The 16,074-nt window shown below is 64.3% G+C and carries 10 protein-coding genes; 3 read left to right on the plus strand and 7 right to left on the minus strand.

The annotated features are described in order from the left end of the window. Positions 1–35 precede the first annotated feature (35 nt). Together AC07N6_RS03445 and AC07N6_RS03450 are read right to left on the minus strand one after the other, a co-directional pair. Entirely contained in the window at positions 36–491 is a 456-nt protein-coding gene (locus tag AC07N6_RS03445; protein WP_494780915.1) for an XRE family transcriptional regulator, read from the minus strand. A 453-nt stretch (positions 492–944) separates the two neighbouring features. Next, positions 945–1,160 (minus strand): hypothetical protein, encoded by a 216-nt coding sequence (locus AC07N6_RS03450; protein WP_494780916.1) that lies wholly within the window; start codon positions 1,158–1,160, stop codon positions 945–947. Positions 1,161–1,467: 307 nt separating this feature from the next. Here AC07N6_RS03450 and AC07N6_RS03455 point away from each other — a divergent pair, with 307 nt between their 5' ends. After that, positions 1,468–3,591 (plus strand): putative bifunctional diguanylate cyclase/phosphodiesterase, encoded by a 2,124-nt coding sequence (locus AC07N6_RS03455; RefSeq protein WP_494780917.1) that lies wholly within the window; start codon positions 1,468–1,470, stop codon positions 3,589–3,591. Positions 3,592–3,606: 15 nt separating this feature from the next. Here AC07N6_RS03455 and AC07N6_RS03460 read toward each other — a convergent pair whose 3' ends face one another. The 5 genes from AC07N6_RS03460 to trxA form a co-directional block, all read right to left on the minus strand. Beyond that, positions 3,607–5,007 carry an MATE family efflux transporter gene (locus AC07N6_RS03460; RefSeq protein ID WP_494780918.1) on the minus strand — a complete coding sequence of 467 codons (1,401 nt, stop codon included), beginning with the start codon at positions 5,005–5,007 and terminating at the stop codon, positions 3,607–3,609. Positions 5,008–5,038: 31 nt separating this feature from the next. Next, entirely contained in the window at positions 5,039–6,763 is a 1,725-nt protein-coding gene (locus tag AC07N6_RS03465) for an ArnT family glycosyltransferase (RefSeq protein ID WP_494781275.1), read from the minus strand. Positions 6,764–7,141: 378 nt separating this feature from the next. Beyond that, positions 7,142–7,414, minus strand: coding sequence for a type B 50S ribosomal protein L31 (locus AC07N6_RS03470; RefSeq protein WP_494780919.1), 273 nt, complete (start codon positions 7,412–7,414; stop codon positions 7,142–7,144). Between the two features lie 277 nt (positions 7,415–7,691). Further along, on the minus strand, positions 7,692–8,954 hold the full coding sequence (rho, locus tag AC07N6_RS03475) for a transcription termination factor Rho (RefSeq protein ID WP_494780920.1): 1,263 nt from the start codon (positions 8,952–8,954) through the stop codon (positions 7,692–7,694). Between the two features lie 129 nt (positions 8,955–9,083). Next, positions 9,084–9,410, minus strand: a complete 327-nt coding sequence (gene trxA / locus AC07N6_RS03480; protein ID WP_050469112.1) for a thioredoxin TrxA — start codon at positions 9,408–9,410, stop codon at positions 9,084–9,086. 429 nt (positions 9,411–9,839) lie between these two features. Between trxA and AC07N6_RS03485 the strand changes: the two genes are divergently transcribed. Beyond that, positions 9,840–12,626, plus strand: coding sequence for a PD-(D/E)XK nuclease family protein (locus AC07N6_RS03485; protein ID WP_494780921.1), 2,787 nt, complete (start codon positions 9,840–9,842; stop codon positions 12,624–12,626). Continuing rightward, the gene (locus AC07N6_RS03490; protein ID WP_494780922.1) at positions 12,623–16,051 is read left to right on the plus strand and encodes a UvrD-helicase domain-containing protein; all 3,429 of its coding nucleotides are present in this window, start codon (positions 12,623–12,625) and stop codon (positions 16,049–16,051) included. Before AC07N6_RS03485 ends, AC07N6_RS03490 begins: the two co-directional genes overlap by 4 nt. Positions 16,052–16,074 lie beyond the last annotated feature (23 nt).

A 16,074-nucleotide genomic window follows, 5' to 3' on the forward strand; every position in this document is an offset into this window, starting at 1 on the left:
GAATGGGGAGGGATATCGCCGGGAGGCGGGTTCGGTCAGCTTTGGGTGCGACGCCGGGTTGCCGCTTTCAGCGGCGCCACTCCTTTGTCCGGAGCGTTATTGGCCACCGTCTGGGCAAACGCGAAGATCACCTCCTTGACGATCTTGCGCTGCGGCGCGGGAAGGTTGATGAAGGCCTCGAAGGCTTCACGCTCGCGGTAGCCGATGGCTTCTTCCCAGCGGGCGCGGCGTTTGTCGATGCGCTTGCCTATTTCTTCGCCGAAGCGCAAATGCTGGGGCGTGACGATCAGCCATTCGGCCAGCGTCTCCAGCTTGTCCTGCTTGGGCATCGATTCGCCGAGCAGCCAGCGCCGCACGCCATGCAGCGTCATCGGTTTGCCCCAGTAACGCAGATTGAATTCCCTTTCCAGGACGGCGGGCTTGGGTTCGTATCCAGCTTGTTCCATCGAAGCGCGCAGGCGCTTGGCGAATTTTTGATTGGCGGTTTCCATGATTCGAAGTTACTTTGACGCGGCGTTTTCCGGGGTACGTTTGCGTTTCGAATGAGTTACGCAGCAAACGTGATTTGCAATCACTGCCCTGATTTGGGCGTGTTCCGGTATCGTCGTCGGCAAGCCGCGGTGCTTTCCGGGCCGTAGCGGGAGGTGTTATCAGGAGGCAGGAAGAGCGCCATGTGTTTGTCTCCGAAGAGGATCGCCGATGATGCTTGCGGCGGTCCCTTGCAAGTGGCATGCGTTGCACATGTCAGGTCATCAGTCTACTTGGCGTACTAAAGTACGTTGTCGGCAATAACGACCGAACACGGCGCGAGCCACCACCATGACAGAGAAATTTTCGATCGCAAATTGTTCATACAGTTATAGTCCAGTTTTAGAAAATTATCAGATTATTATTAATGTTTATTTAATTTTTTGTGTCGGGTGCGAGACATTCCCGATGGATTCTCACATCTCGTCCGGCAGCAGTAATTTTTGTGCAGAGCGGCTAGAATAAAGGCCGTCAGGGGGAGCGCCGCAATCGCGGCGCAGCATCATCAAGGCTTCATTCTTCCCAACGGAGGAGCTTTCCGAAGCCGGTTCATGGACGGGGTTGGCGGACTCTCCTGCTGCAAGGCCCAGGCTGGATGAAACAAATCGAATAATCAAAGTAATCGGCAGCACCTTCGCAGTATCGTTTTAGTTACGTAACTTTTTTGAATTTCCGACACTTCTCGTCCGCCGTCCCGGACGCATGCGTTTGCGCATGCGGTTCTTGCCGGATGGCATTGGGCGAGGTTCGGAATGGAACGCGGCGACCCGTTGGCATGCAGCGGAAGATCGACTGACGCCTTCCGCTTCCGGCTGCCGCGCCTGCGTGCGGCAAGACGCGTGAAGTGCGGCACGGCCGCGATATTGAGCAAGCGCCGTTTCACATGGGCTTCCAGCGATTGCCCGTGGCGAGGCTGCCAAGGAACGCGGGTCCAAACCTATGCCTGGTTCGTACAATTTCCTGCTGTTGGCGTTCGCGCTGCTGGTTGCCAGCTTGTCGGCATATGCGGCGCTGGAAGTATCGGAGCGCATTTCCACCCAGGAGGCGCAGTACCGCAGGTTGTGGCTGATCTTGGGCGCCGGCGTGTTCGGCCTTGGCCTTTGGGCCGCGCTGTTCTTGTGCGTTGCGGCGTTGCGGTTGCCGATGGCGGTCGGTTTCGAGGCGCGGCTGGCGGTATTGTCGCTGCTGCTGGCGCTGGGCAGCGCGTTTTACCTGATGCACCTGTCCGGATTGCGGCGGCCGCATGCGGCGCGCTTGCTGGTCGGCGGCGTGGCCATTGGCGCCGCGCTCAATGCCGTGTTCCATATGGCGCTCAAGGCCATGATGCTGACGCCGGAATTGAAGTACCAGAAATCCCTGCTGCTGCTGGCGGTGCTGGCCACTGAACTGACGGCGGTGTTCGCCGTCGCGTTGTTTTCCTCAACCAATACGCGCAAGGCCGGCGCCAATTCGGTGGGCTCGCTCAATTCGCAGCAGACCCGGCGCGTGCTGGCCGCGGTGCTGGTGGGCGCGGGGTTGGTGGCGAGCGCCTGCGCCGGCTTGCGCGCCGTGGCCATCATGCCCGATGCGCAAAGCCATGCGCTGCGCAGCATCACGCGCGAGCATCTGGTCAATGGCATCGTATTCGGCGCTTTCTTCGCCATGACGCTGGCGCTGGTCGTCAGCGGCGCGCAGCGCAACCGGGTGCTCAAGAAGATCGTCGGCCGCACCAACGACAAGCTGCTGCATTTTGCGACGCATGACGTGCTGACCGGGCTGCCGAACCGGGCGTTGCTTTCCGACCGCATCCAGCACGCGATCCAGGTCGCGCGCCGTAACGGCAAGCCCTTTGCGGTGCTGTTCATGGACCTGGACGGGTTCAAAGGGATCAACGATTCGCTGGGCCATGCGGTGGGCGACGGCTTGCTGGTGTCGGTGTCGCAGCGCATTCGCGGCTGCATCCGCGGCGAGGATATGGTGGCGCGCATCGGCGGCGACGAGTTCGTGGTGGTGATGAGCAATCTCTCGTCGCCGGAAGTGGTGGAACATCTGAGCGAAAACATCTTGTCGGCGCTGCGCCAGGATTTCCAGATCGAGGAAGCCACCCTGCGCGTGACCTCAAGCATCGGCATTGCCGTCTATCCGAACAGCGGCGATTCGGTCGACATATTGATGAGGAATGCCGACGCCGCGATGTACGAGGCCAAGCAGAGCGGCCGTAACACGTACCGCTTTTTCGAACCGGCCATGCACGCCAGCGCGATGCGCCACCTGACGGTGCGCCAGGCGCTGCAGCAAGCCATCGAGCAAGAGCAGTTCTCGCTGCATTTCCAGCCCAAGTACCGCGGCGGCAGCCACCAGCTGACCGGCGTCGAAGCCTTGCTGCGCTGGACCCATCCCGAACTGGGCGAGATGTCGCCGTCCGAATTCATTCCCATTGCCGAACGTTCGGGCCAGATCATCCCGATCGGCGATTGGGTGCTGCGCGCGGTGTGCCGCCAGATCAAGCAGTGGGACATGGCCGGCGTCAAACCGGTCAAGGTGGCGTTGAACCTGTCGCCGATGCAGATGCGCACGGACCTGGTCGATTGCATCACCGGCATCGTCGGCGAGGCGGGCATCGCGCCGCAGCGGCTGATGTTCGAGATTACCGAAACGGCGGCGATGAAGGATGTCGAACGCAGCACCCGCGTCATCAACGACCTGCAAGCGCTGGGTTTCGATATTGCGATCGACGATTTCGGTACCGGCTATTCCAGCCTGGCCTACCTGGCCCAATTCCATTGCCGCCAGATCAAGATCGACCGTTTCTTCACCTCGCGCCTGGATGCCGGCGACCATTCGGGGCGGGCCATCGTGTCGGCCATCATCGCGCTGGCGCATGCGTTGCAGATGGAAGTGGTGGCCGAAGGCGTGGAGACGGAAGCGCAGTTGCGCGAGCTGCAGGCGCTGCATTGCGATCAGGTGCAGGGTTTCCTGCTGGGACGGCCGGCCGAGGCCGCCAAGACCCAGGGCTTGCTGGAGGCCAGCAACGATGACTTGTTCGGCGCCATGCTCCGTAACGTCCCGGGCCCGGCCGTTTGAGGCGAGGCCTACGCGTCAGGCCCTGAACATTGAGGAACCGGCGGCGCCGGCACGGCGCTGGACCTTGCGCAGATAGGCCAGCAAACCGGCGCCCACCAGCCCCAGGCTGAGGCTGTTGGCCAGCCAGAAGCCGGGCGCGCCCTGCAGGCTGGCCGGCGTGACGCCCAGCGTGTCGAAGCCGAGCAGATAACCGCCGCCCAATCCCACGCCCCACAAGGTCACCGCATAGATCACGGTCGGCACCACCGCCACCTTGTAGGCGCGCAGCACGAAGGCCGTGGTGACCTGCAGCGAGTCGAACAACTGGTAGAAGGCGATGAACAGGAACAGCGGCAGCGCCGCGCCGATAATGGTGGGATCGGGAGTATAGGCGCGGATGATGTGCGCGCGCGTGAACCAGACCGCGATGCCGATCAGCACCGACAGCGTCATCGACAGGCGGATGCCGGCATAGCCGATCTTCTTGGCGCTCTGCCATTGGTTGGCGCCGATGGCTTGCGCCACCAGTGTGCTGGTGGCGCTGGCAATCGACAGCGGCAGCATGTACAGCACCGTGCCGACATTGGCGGTGATCTGATGCCCGGCCACCGGCACCGCGCCCAGGCGGGCGATGAACACCGCCATCAGGGTGAAGGCGGTGACTTCGATGAAATAGGACAAGCCGATCGGAATGCCCAGGCGCAGCAGCGTGCGCAGGATTTTCCACGAGGGCGCCACGAAGCCGCTGCCGAACAATTTCAGCGGACGGTAATCAGGCAGCTTCGCCACCAGCAGCCAGGCCACGATGACCATCAGCCAGGCGATCAGCGTGGTGGCGATCGCGCAGCCGGGGCCGCCAAAGGCCGGCAGGCCCAGGCCGCCGAAGATCAGCAGCGCGTTGAGCGGCAACTTCAGCAGCAGGCCGCAGACCTGGATCGCCATCACCATCTTGGGCCGGGACATGGCGGTGTTGAGCGCGGCATAGACGCGGAACGCCAGCGTGGCCGGCAGGGCCAGCGCTTCGATGCGCAGGTAGAGCGTGGCTTTGTCGACCAGCTCCGGCGAGGCCTTGGCGAAGGACAGGAAAAACGGCGAGAAGGCCAGCACCAGGCAACCGAAGATGCTCAGCAACAGCGCCAGCCACAGCCCCTGCTTGACTTCATTGCCGATGTCGCCGTGGCGGCCGGCGCCGAACAACTGGCCGATGGTCGGCTGCAAGGCTTGCAGCACGCCGGACAAGCCGACGAACACGCTCACGTAGATCGACACGCCCAGCGCCAGCGCGGCCAGGTCGAGCGCCGAGAAGCGCGCCACCATCACGGTATCGATCACGCCGTTGGCGATCAGCGCCAGCTGGCCGACCAGCAGCGGCCATGCCAGGCGCGCGATGCGCCCGACGTGGATGCGGGAGGAAACGGCTGGCGTGTCGGAATTCAATCTGCAGCAGTAGGAAAAGGCGCGGCCGGCGTCACTCGCCGGCGCGCCGGTAGAGGCGGAAGCGTTCGTCGCGGTCGGACGGGCGGCGGCCTTCCCACACCATTTGCCAGGAACCCGGATACTGGCGCAGCATCGGCGAGGCATCCTGGTTGCTGATGTCGTCTTGCAGCAGCAGGTAGTCGCAGCGCTGGTCGCGTCCGTCGGCAAAGCGCACGCTGCCGAAATAGGCGAAGGACGCGCGCTGGGCGGTCCCCACATTGCTTTGCACGCATTGCTTGACCGAGGTCAGCCGGGATTCGATCTGCTGGGCCACGCCGGCATAGCTCTTGCCGTAGTTGACCCAGGGCAGCCACAGCGTCATCAGCAGCACCCAGCACAGGATCACGCCGCCGGACGACAAGACCACCGCGCGCCACAACACCGAAGGGCGGCGCGAGATGCGCCAGTGCACCACCATGATCCAGGCGACCGACGCGGCAATCGCGATGGCCAGCGAAATCCATTCGAAACCGGGCTTGAAGCCGGGCGCCAGCTTGTAGGCATTGCGCGCGATCTGCGCCGGCCAGCCGGTTTCCTTGGCGATCCAGCCGATCCAGATGAACGCGGCCGAGGTGGTCAGCGTCATCACCGAGAACCAGTCCACCGCATTGATGGCGCCGCGCTTCATGGTCGGCAGGCCGAACGCGGCCAGGATCGCCAGCGCCGGCAGCAGCGGCAGCAGCATGCCTTCTTCGCTATGGACGTTGACCAGCACCAGCAGGGCCAGGGGAATGAAGAAGGCCAGCGGCAGGGCGATGTGCAGCGAGCCCAACTGGCGGCGCCAGGCATAGACGGCCCAACCGGCAAAAGGCCAGGCCGGCCAGGCGAACCACACGCCGTATTTGAGGAAGAAAGCCAGCGCGGCCCATGTCGGGCCGTTGAGTTGGTAGATGTTCCAGCTCATCCAGATATCGAACTGGCCGGCGGCCTCTGCCGGCAGCAGGCTGCGGATGGCGAACACCCACAGCGCGCAGATCAGTGCGGCGACCGGCAGCGACACGCCCAGCACCAGCCGGGCGGCCGGCGCATCCTTGCGCACCGCGGCCAATACCAGCAAGCCGATCAGCACGCCGGCCGGCAACAGCCAGCCATAGGTCAGGACCAGCATGCCCAGCGCGGCGCCCAGCCAGAGCGCATGGCGCCGCTGGTGCAAATCGAATACGCGGGCGGCGCCGTACATGGCGTAGGCGACCAGAGCGATCTGCAGGGTCTTGGGGCTGGTTTCGTGGCTGTGCAGCAGCAGGCCGAGGAAGCCGAGATAGATCAGGAAGGCGCCGTCGGCCAGCGTGCGGCCGAAGTCCTTGGGTTCAGGCTGGCCGCCGAAAGCCAGTTTCAGCGGCTGCGCCTCGGGGCGGCGGCCCAGCAGATAGGTGGTGTACCAGATCGACAGCGAGCCGACCAGAAAGCAGCCGATGGTCGACACGCGCGAGGCCAGCGGATCGCCCAGCAGCCAGCCGAACAGCTTGATGCAGATGGCGCCGAACCAGTAGGCCAGCGGGCTTTCGGCTGGCAAGGCGAGGCCGGCGACGTTGGGCGTGAGCCAGTCGGCCAGCGTGCCGTGCGCCATGGTCCACATGATGCCGAAGCTGGTGGCGTCTTCGTTTTTCCAGGGGTCGCGGCCGATCAGGCCGGGCAGGATGTACAAAAGGGCGAGTGCGAGCAGCACCATGCGCGGAAGCGCGTTGGTGGCTGCTGCTGGAAGACGGACTGGCTTCATCAAGATGTTATTGCTCTTGTCTTGTCGTGCTGATCGGTTAGGACCCGGCGCCGGTGTGGCGCGGGCAACATTGCGGCCGGTGCGGTGCACTTCATGTCGCACCCGGGCCATTATTTTCTGCGGCCGTGCACCGGCATTTGCATCGGCATCCCGAATGCTTGAACAACGTTGGCCGGGACAATTTTACGCAGCCGTTATTGTGCAGCAATTCCCCGTAAATAGTTGTTTCTGACTGCTACACGGCGGCTCGCCGGCCGGGCATTTTGGTTTGCTGTTGCGGTGCGCAGACAATGGCGCGCCGGGAACCGGCTCCCCGTCTCATTCGGGCGCGCAAACAAAAAAGGCAGCCGGAGCTGCCTTTTTCGGATAAAGCGCGGATTACTCCGACTTCGAGACTGCAGTCTTCGAGCCAACCGAACCGAACTTCTGGCGGAACTTCTCGACGCGGCCAGCGGTGTCGACGATCTTGTGCTTGCCGGTGTAGAACGGGTGCGATTCCGACGAAACTTCGATCTTCACCAGCGGGTATTGCTTGCCTTCGAATTCGGCGGTTTCGCGGGTGCCGATGGTCGAACGGGTGATGAACTTGAAGTCGTTCGACACGTCGTGGAACAGGACTTCGCGGTAATCGGGGTGAATGCCTTCTTTCATTTTCTGCCTCAGGATAGTTTGGTAGCCAATCGCCACTTCGTCGGTCGCACTGCTTCTTGACCCGATTGCCGATCACTTGCCGGTTTGGAAAAGTCCGAAATTATACAATCAAATCAGGGGCTTGGGTCAAGCCGCGGCTGGGATGGGAAGCCGCCGCCGTGGCTTTTTCCCGCATTGCCCTGGGATTTGTTGCATTTAATGCAGTTTTTTGCCTGTCATGGGCGAAAAAAAAACGGCATGCGTCAGGCATGCCGTCCTTTGGCGCCGTGCGGCGGGATCAGTTGCCCCGACGCATCATGTCGAAGAACTCGGCGTTGTTCTTGGTGGATTTCATCTTGTCCAGGATGAATTCCATCGCCTCGATCTCGTCCATGTCGTACATCAGCTTGCGCAGCACCCAGATCTTTTGCAACTGGTCCGGCTTGATCAGCAGCTCTTCGCGGCGGGTGCCGGACTTGGACAGGTTGATCGCCGGGTAGACGCGCTTCTCGGCCAGGCGGCGTTCCAGGTGCACTTCCATGTTGCCGGTGCCCTTGAATTCTTCGTAGATCACGTCGTCCATGCGCGAGCCGGTTTCGATCAGCGCGGTGGCGATGATGGTCAGCGAGCCGCCTTCCTCGACGTTGCGCGCGGCGCCGAAGAAGCGCTTCGGGCGTTGCAGGGCGTTGGCGTCGACACCGCCGGTCAGCACCTTGCCGGAGGCCGGGATCACGGTGTTGTAGGCGCGCGCCAGGCGGGTGATGGAGTCCAGCAGGATCACCACGTCCTTCTTCATTTCGACCAGGCGCTTGGCCTTTTCCAGCACCATTTCGGCGACCTGAACGTGGCGCGTGGCCGGCTCGTCGAAGGTCGATGCCACCACTTCGCCGCGCACCGAGCGCTGCATTTCGGTCACTTCTTCCGGACGTTCGTCGATCAGCAGGACGATCATCACGGCGTCGGGATGGTTGGTGGTGATGGCGTGCGCGATGTGCTGCAGCATCACCGACTTGCCGGACTTGGGCGAAGCCACCAGCAGGCCGCGCTGGCCGCGGCCGACCGGGGCGATCAGGTCGATGATGCGGCCGGTGATGTTTTCCTCGCCGCGCATGTCGCGCTCGAGCTGCAGCAGCTTGTTGGGGTGCAGCGGCGTGAGGTTTTCAAACAGGATGCGGTGCTTGGAGGCTTCCGGCGGTTCGCCGTTGACCTTGTCGACCTTGACCAGCGCGAAATAGCGCTCGCCATCCTTGGGGGTGCGCACTTCGCCTTCGATGGAGTCGCCGGTGTGCAGGTTGAAGCGGCGGATCTGCGAGGGCGAAATGTAAATGTCGTCGGTGGACGCCATGTAGCTGGCGTCGGGCGAGCGCAGGAAGCCGAAGCCGTCAGGCAACACTTCGAGGGCGCCATCGCCGAAAATCTGTTCTCCTGATTTCGCGCGTTTCTTCAGGATCGCGAACATCAGTTCCTGCTTGCGCAGACGCGCAGCGTTCTCGATGTCCAGGCTGATTGCCATTTCCAGCAACGCAGAGACGTGCATCGCTTTTAATTCTGATAAGTGCATATGATGTCCCGGGACGGGAAAAATAAAGGTGGGGGAGGGAGTTGCGTGGTGTGAGTCAACGAATGTGCCTGGTGCGGGAACCTGCATCAGGCGAACGGTGGCGCGGGCGCGCCACCGTCTGGAACATGATCAGATGTTGCTGTCGATGAACGAAGTCAGCTGGCCCTTGGCCAGCGCGCCGACCTTCTGGGCAGCGGCCGCGCCGTTCTTGAACAGGATCAGCGTCGGAATGCCGCGGATGCCGAACTTGGCGGGAATGGCCTGGTTGGAATCGACATCCAGCTTGGCGATCTGCAGCTTGCCGTCATATTCCTTGGCGACTTCTTCCAGGATCGGGGCGATCGCCTTGCAGGGGCCGCACCATTCGGCCCAGAAATCGACCAGGACGGGTTTGTCGGACTTCAGCACATCGGCTTCGAAAGAGGCGTCAGAGATATGTTTGATGTTTTCGCTCATGGCATGTCCTCGGTATGAGGGAGTATAAGTAGTCAAATAGCGCCGTGGATAAATACCATTTTGCCTGGCGTCAGCCATCAACGCTTCCGGAATTGCAGAGTCTACGTGGAGTCGTTGCGCGCCAATTCAAGTTGTTTTTGAAGCGCGGCAGGGGTATTCGGCGGGGTACGGAAACAATCATAACCGATTTTTTGCAAAAGTGTGGGCGGCGCCATCGGCGTTGTTGTCAGCCGCCATCAGCGGGGCGGGTCGGCCCGGCTCCCCGCCCGCAGCGCATTGGCGGGCGGATTGGCCGAAAAAGGCCTGAAACGCCGGCACCGCTGGCATACAATGCGCAGCAGATTGAGAGCGTGTCTGCGCCCTGTGATTGATAAAAACTGTCGGGCCGAGAGAAAAATACAATCGCCCGCCCCCCTTTGCCGACCACGCATGCCTTTAGCGACAATACCGATCCCGCCTTCCGCCGATTTCTGGCAACAGGCCGTGCGCCTGCTGCTCATGGCCGGCCAGCCGCTGGGCGACGCCTTGCAGTCGCAAGCCGGGGGCGCGCTCGACTTTTCCTCCTGCCAATTGCTGGTGCCGGCTTTTTCGCATGCGCAGAATTTCAAAAACGCGCTGGCGCGCGAACTGGGGCGGCCTTATCTGGCGCCGCGCATCAATACCCTGTCCGGCTGGTTGGCGATGCTGCCGCCCGACGCGCAGGCGGCGCCGCCGGAAAGCGAGCGCCTCATGCAGCTCTATGCGCAACTGCGCGAGCACGGTTGGCTGAAGAAAATGTTTTCCGCGCGGCGCAACGCCGATCTGCTGCCGCTGGCGCATACGCTGCTGTCGCTCTCGGACGAATTGACGCTGGCGCTCTTGCCCGAGATCCGTGCCCATGCCGGCGCCGCCGATGCCGCGGACAACCGTTGGCGGCAGGCGCTGGCGCAGTTGCTGGAACCGCTGGCGCCCTTGGCGCACGGCATGCTGTCCGACGAGGCGCAACTGGTGTGGCAGGTCTGGAAGGGGCAACTCGATGCCAGCGACCGCATTGCCCAACGCTTTTCGGCGATGCTGGCGCTGGCCGGACGCGCCTCCATGCCGCTGGTCTGGATCGGCCCGACCGCGCCTGAACCCCTGGATGCAGCCTTCCTGGACGCCTATGCCGAACGCGAAACGGTGCGCGTGGTGACGCTGGACTGGCGCCGGCAAGCTATCGCGCCGCGCCATCCCTTATATATGGACGCCTGGCCCGAACTGGCGGAAGACGAGCAGAGCGCCGCCCCGCCAGCCGATGCCGGCGACCTGGCGCCGCCTGCGCCGCCTCCTGTGTTGCCCGCCTTGTGCCCTGCCGGCGACCTGGAAAACGCCGCCGTGCAAAGCGCGCAGATTGTGCTGCGCTGGCTGGCGCAAGGCAAGCAGGAGATTGCCGTGGTGGCGCAAGACCGCGTGACCGCGCGTCGCCTGCGCGCCTTGCTCGAACGCGCGCAAGTGGCGGTGGCCGACGAGACCGGCTGGAAGCTGTCCACCACCCGCGCCGCCGCCGCGCTGGCGGCCTGGAACGATGTGGTTGCCGCGCGCGGCGAAACCGGCGCCTTGCTGGACTTGCTGAAATCCCCCTTCGTCTTTCCCGATGACGCGGCCAAGGCCGACCGCGTCATGCGCATCGAGGCCCGCCTGCGGCGCTACAACATCGCCGGCGAATGGCAAGCGGTGCAGGGCGCTCTGGCCAATGTCGCCGATGTCGCCGATGGCGCCGATCTGGCATGCGTGGCGACGCTGGCGCGCCAGGCGGCGCAATTCACCGGCCGCAAGACATTGGCCGCGTGGTGCCGCGCCGAGCGCGCGATGATCGATGCGCTTGGCATGGCTGCCGCGCTGCGCCAGGACGTGGCCGGCGAGCAATGCCTGCTGCTGCTCGACGAAATCGCCGCCGAACAATATGGCTTGGACGGCTCGGCGCTGCCGGACGAGTTTTCTTTCGCCGAATGGCGCGCCCTGCTCAACCTGCGGCTGGATGCGACTTCCTATATGCCGCCCATCGCCGACCGCCGTGTCGTGATGCTGCCGTTGAACGGCGCGCGCCTGCGTCGCTTCGACGCGGTGCTGGTGATCGGCGCCGATGCCGCCCACCTGCCGTCGCCGCCGCAGGAGACGCTGTTCTTTTCCAACGCGGTGCGGCGCGAGCTGGGGCTGGCCACGCGCGCTTCCCGCCAGCGCCAGCAATTGCGCGACCTGGCCGAACTGCTGTGCGTGAACGACGAGGTGGTGCTGTGCTGGCAGACGCAACAGGATGGCGAGCCGAACCCGGTCAGCCCCTGGCTGCAGCGGCTGGCATTGAAGCTGGCGCAGGCAGGCTTGCCCGCGCTGGCAGAAATCCGGTTGCCGCCGCTGCAAAAGACCTTGCCGGCGCAAGCGTCGGCCATGCCCGCGCCGGCCGCGCCGGAATTGCTGCCGCCGAAATTGTCGGCCAGCGCCTATGGCAGCTTCCTGGCCTGCCCCTACCAGTTCTTCGCTTCGCGCATGCTGCGTGTGGCGGTGATGGATGAACTGTCCGACATGCCCGAGAAACGCGACTACGGCAGCTGGCTGCACGAGATCCTGACGCGCTACCACGAGACCGTGCGCGACGAACAGACCCCGGCGCCGGCGCGCGCGCCCTTGCTGGAAGCCATCTCAGCCGAGGTCTTCAACCGCGCGCTGAACCAGCATCCGGCCGCGCTGGCGTATTACGCGCGCTGGCAGAAGGTGATGCCGGCCTACCTGCTGTGGGCCGGCGAGCGCGAAGCGCAGGGCTGGCATTTCGTCATGGGCGAGGAAGCCTTGTCGTACACGCTGGCCTGGGAGGACGGCGCCATCGAACTCTACGGACGGCTCGACCGGGTCGACGAGAACGGGCAGGGCGAACGCGCGCTGCTGGACTACAAGACGCGGCCGCTGGCCAGCCTGCGGCAAAAGGTCAGGGATGAAGACGACCACCAGTTGGCCTTCTACGGCCTGCTGGCCGACAGCCGCATCGACGCCGCACATTACGTCGCGCTGGAGCTGGGCGCGGACAAGAAGATCGGCGATGCCGCCGCCCCGGATTTTCCGCAAAGGCAGCAGATGCTCAAGCAACAAATCGGCGCCACCATGCAAGCGGTGGCGCATGGCGCCGCCTTGCCGGCCAACGGCATCGAATCCGTCTGCCAGTATTGCGACATGCGCGGCTTGTGCCGCAAGGGAGTGTGGCTGTGAGCAGGGACGAAAAACCGGCCGCCTATGAAGTCGACGGCGTCGCGGTCGACGCCGCCGCCTTCACGCGCGCGGCGTGCGACCCGCGGCACTCGGTGGTGGTCGAGGCTTGCGCCGGCAGCGGCAAGACCTGGCTGCTGGTGGCGCGTATGCTGCGCCTGTTGCTGGCCGGCGCCCAGGCGTCCGAACTGCTGGCCATCACCTTCACGCGCAAGGCTGCGCAGGAAATGCGCGAGCGCCTGATGGAGCTGTTGCACCAACTGGCGCTGGCCGATGACGATGAAGCAGCCGGCCTGCTGCGTGAGCGCGGCGTGGCCGAAGCCGACCTTGCGCGCCTGCTGCCGGCGGCGCGCGGCCTTTACGAGCGGATCCTGTCGAGCGAGCAAAGTCTGTCGATCGACACCTTCCATAGCTGGTTCGCGCGCCTGCTGCAGATCGCGCCGCTGGCGGCCGGCGTGCCGCATGGCTACACGCTGACCGAGAAGAACGGCGAGTTGCTGGACGAGGCTTATCGCCGCTTCATGCAAAGCCTGCGCTCGTCCAAGGGCGCAGCGGTCAAGGCCGCCTTGCTGGAACTGTACGAGCTGGCGGGCGACTTCAATGCCCGCAATTTGCTCGACGCTTTCCTCGACAAGCGCGCCGAATGGTGGGCTTCGACCCAGCAGGACGATGAGGAGGACGAGGGCGAACCGACGCCGCTGGCCTGGCTGGAGCAACTGTGCGGCAGCGACGCGCTTTTCGACGCGCGCCTGAGCTTGTGGGACGACAGCGGCTTGCGCGAACGCATCGGTCAACTGGCGCTCTTGCTCGGACAGGGATCGGCCGCCAACAAGACGCGTGCGACGGCGATCGAAACGGCGCTGACCGAAGGCGCATCGCTGGATAATTTCGACGCCTTGTTCAGCCAGTTCTACGACGACAAGGAAAAACCCCGCAAGAACGGCAAGGTGAAAGCCTTCCTCGCGGCGCTGGCCAGGCATTACGGCGCCGATGAAGAGGCCGCGCTGGAAGCCTTCGAAAAGGATTTCAACGCCGCCGGCGAGGCGCTGGTGGCGCTGCAGCAGCGCAGCAAGGAAAAGACCGTGCTGCAATTGAACCGGGCATTGTTCAGCGCCGGGCGCGCTTATCTCGATTTCTACCAGGAAGTGAAATCCGAGCAGCGCGTGTTCGACTTCGCCGACCTCGAATGGCAGGCCTACCGCCTGCTCAACGACGAGGCCAGCGCCGCCTACCTGCAGACGCGCCTGGATGCGCGCTACAAGCACATCCTGCTGGACGAGTTCCAGGACACCAATCCGCTGCAATGGAGCATCGTGCGCTCCTGGCTGCGCGCCTATGGCGGCGATGTAGAGCAACCCAGCGTGTTCGTGGTGGGCGACCCCAAGCAATCGATCTACCGCTTCCGCCGCGCCGAGCCGCGCGTGTTCGTGGCCGCGCGCGAGCTGCTGCGCGCGCAGGGCGCGGCCATCCTGCGCGCCAACCAGACGCGGCGCAACGCCAGCGCGGTGGTGGCGCTGCTGAACCAGTCGTTCATGCGCGGCGGCAATCCGTTGTTCGCGCAACAGACCACCTTGGGCATCGATGGCGGCGAGGTATGGCGTTTGCCGCTGGCCAAGCCGGTTGACGCGGACGCAGAGCAAGCGGAGCAAGAGGACGTTGTCGCCTGGCGCAATCCGCTGACCACGCCGCGTGAAGAGGAAGAAGATGCGCGCCGCCGCCTGGAAGGCGAAGCGCTGGCGCAGGCGCTGCTCAAGGCTTGCCGGGAAGTGCCGGTGACCGATGGCAAGTCGGAGCGGCCGATGCGCTGGGGCGACATCATGCTGCTGGTGCGCAAACGCACCCACCTCGCCGCTTATGAAAGCGCGCTGCGTGCGGCCGGCATCCCGTTCGTGTCCGACCGGCGCGGCGGCCTGCTGGAGTCGCTGGAGATCGCCGACCTGATCGCCTTGCTGACGTTCCTGATCACGCCCAACGACACGCGCGCGCTGGCGCATGTGCTCAAGAGCCCGATCATCGGCGCGGACGACCGCGACCTGATCCAGATCGCGATTCGTGGAAAATCGGGCGGCGACGCCGACGGCGGCCACTGGTGGCAGCGCATGCAAGCCATGCAGCGCGACGGCAGCGCCTCGGCCGAGATCGTGCGCGCGGTCAACCTGCTGGAACGCTGGTTGCAAGCCGCGCCCCATTTGCCGGTGCATGACTTGCTGGACAAGATCCTGCACCAGGGGCAACTGGTGGCGCGCTATGCACAGAACGCCGCGCCGCTCACGCGCAGCCAGACCTTGGGCAACATCGCGGCCTTCGTCGAATTGTCGCTGAATATGGATGCCGGGCGTTATCCCAGCCTGCCCAAATTCATCGACGCCTTGCGCGTGCTGCAACGCAGTGCCGGCGGCGATGCGCCTGACGAGGCCAGCGTCGACGCCGCCGCCGATGCCGTGCGCATCCTCACCGTGCACAGCGCCAAGGGGTTGGAGGCGCCGGTGGTGGCGCTGCTGGACGCCAACCACAGCGACTCGGTGGATGACAATGTCGGCATCCTGTGCGACTGGCCGCAAGACCAGGACGCGCCCACCCATTTTTCCGCCTTCGGCCGCCGCAGCGAGCGCGGCCGCGCGCGCGCGCACCTGTTCGCCGCCGAGGAATCTTTCCGCCTGCAGGAAGACTGGAACCTGCTGTACGTCGCCATCACGCGCGCCAAGCAATTGCTGCTGGTGTCCGGCGTGGCCGGCACCCGTGGCGCAAGCGAAGGGGGGCAGCAGGAAGGCAGCTGGTACCAGCGCTTGTTCGCCGCCGAAGCGCCGGTGCGCGATATCGCCGTTGAGGCGGTGGCCGGCGCCGAGGCGGCCGATGCGGCGCCGGATGTCGAGGTCGCGCTGTTCGATCCGCATCCGATGCCGCCTTCGCTGTTCGGCATGCCGGCCGATGAAGAAGATAGCGTGCCGCCGGCCATCGGTGAAGACGGCGCATTGGCCGGCAATGCCGCCATCGACGAAGGCGTCGCGCTGCATGCCTTGCTGGAGCGCCTGACGTATTCGACGCATTGGCCGCCGCAGGTGCCGCCGGCGCCCGTGCTGGTGCGCTGGCTGGGCATTTCGGCGGAGATGGCGCAAGTGGTGCATGCGCAGGCGCGGCATGTGTTCGCGCAGCCGGAGCTGGAACGTTTCTTCAATCCGGCGCTGCACCGCGCGGCGCGCAACGAGATGGAAATCGTCACGCCAGGCGGCGTGCTGCGCTGCGACCGCGTGGTCATGTTCGACGACGAAGTCTGGGTGCTCGATTACAAGCGGCGCTTGCTGGACAGCGAACGCGCCGATTACGCGGCGCAGCTGGCGCGCTATCGCAGCGCACTGATGTCGGTGTTTTCTGACAAACGAATCAGGTCCGCGCTGATTACCGCCGACGGACGGTTTTGGGAACAATGAGGCATCCCGAAATGATTGTTTCC

The organism is Herbaspirillum sp. GW821-FHT09A12, assembly GCF_059418325.1.

Coding starts and splice junctions, on each gene's coding strand:
- AC07N6_RS03445 (WP_494780915.1), bottom strand. CDS start 491: ATGGAAACCGCCAATCAAAAATTCGCCAAGCGCCTGCGCGCTTCGATG.
- AC07N6_RS03455 (WP_494780917.1), top strand. CDS start 1,468: ATGCCTGGTTCGTACAATTTCCTGCTGTTGGCGTTCGCGCTGCTGGTT.
- AC07N6_RS03465 (WP_494781275.1), bottom strand. CDS start 6,763: ATGAAGCCAGTCCGTCTTCCAGCAGCAGCCACCAACGCGCTTCCGCGC.
- AC07N6_RS03470 (WP_494780919.1), bottom strand. CDS start 7,414: ATGAAAGAAGGCATTCACCCCGATTACCGCGAAGTCCTGTTCCACGAC.
- rho (WP_494780920.1), bottom strand. CDS start 8,954: ATGCACTTATCAGAATTAAAAGCGATGCACGTCTCTGCGTTGCTGGAA.
- trxA (WP_050469112.1), bottom strand. CDS start 9,410: ATGAGCGAAAACATCAAACATATCTCTGACGCCTCTTTCGAAGCCGAT.
- AC07N6_RS03485 (WP_494780921.1), top strand. CDS start 9,840: ATGCCTTTAGCGACAATACCGATCCCGCCTTCCGCCGATTTCTGGCAA.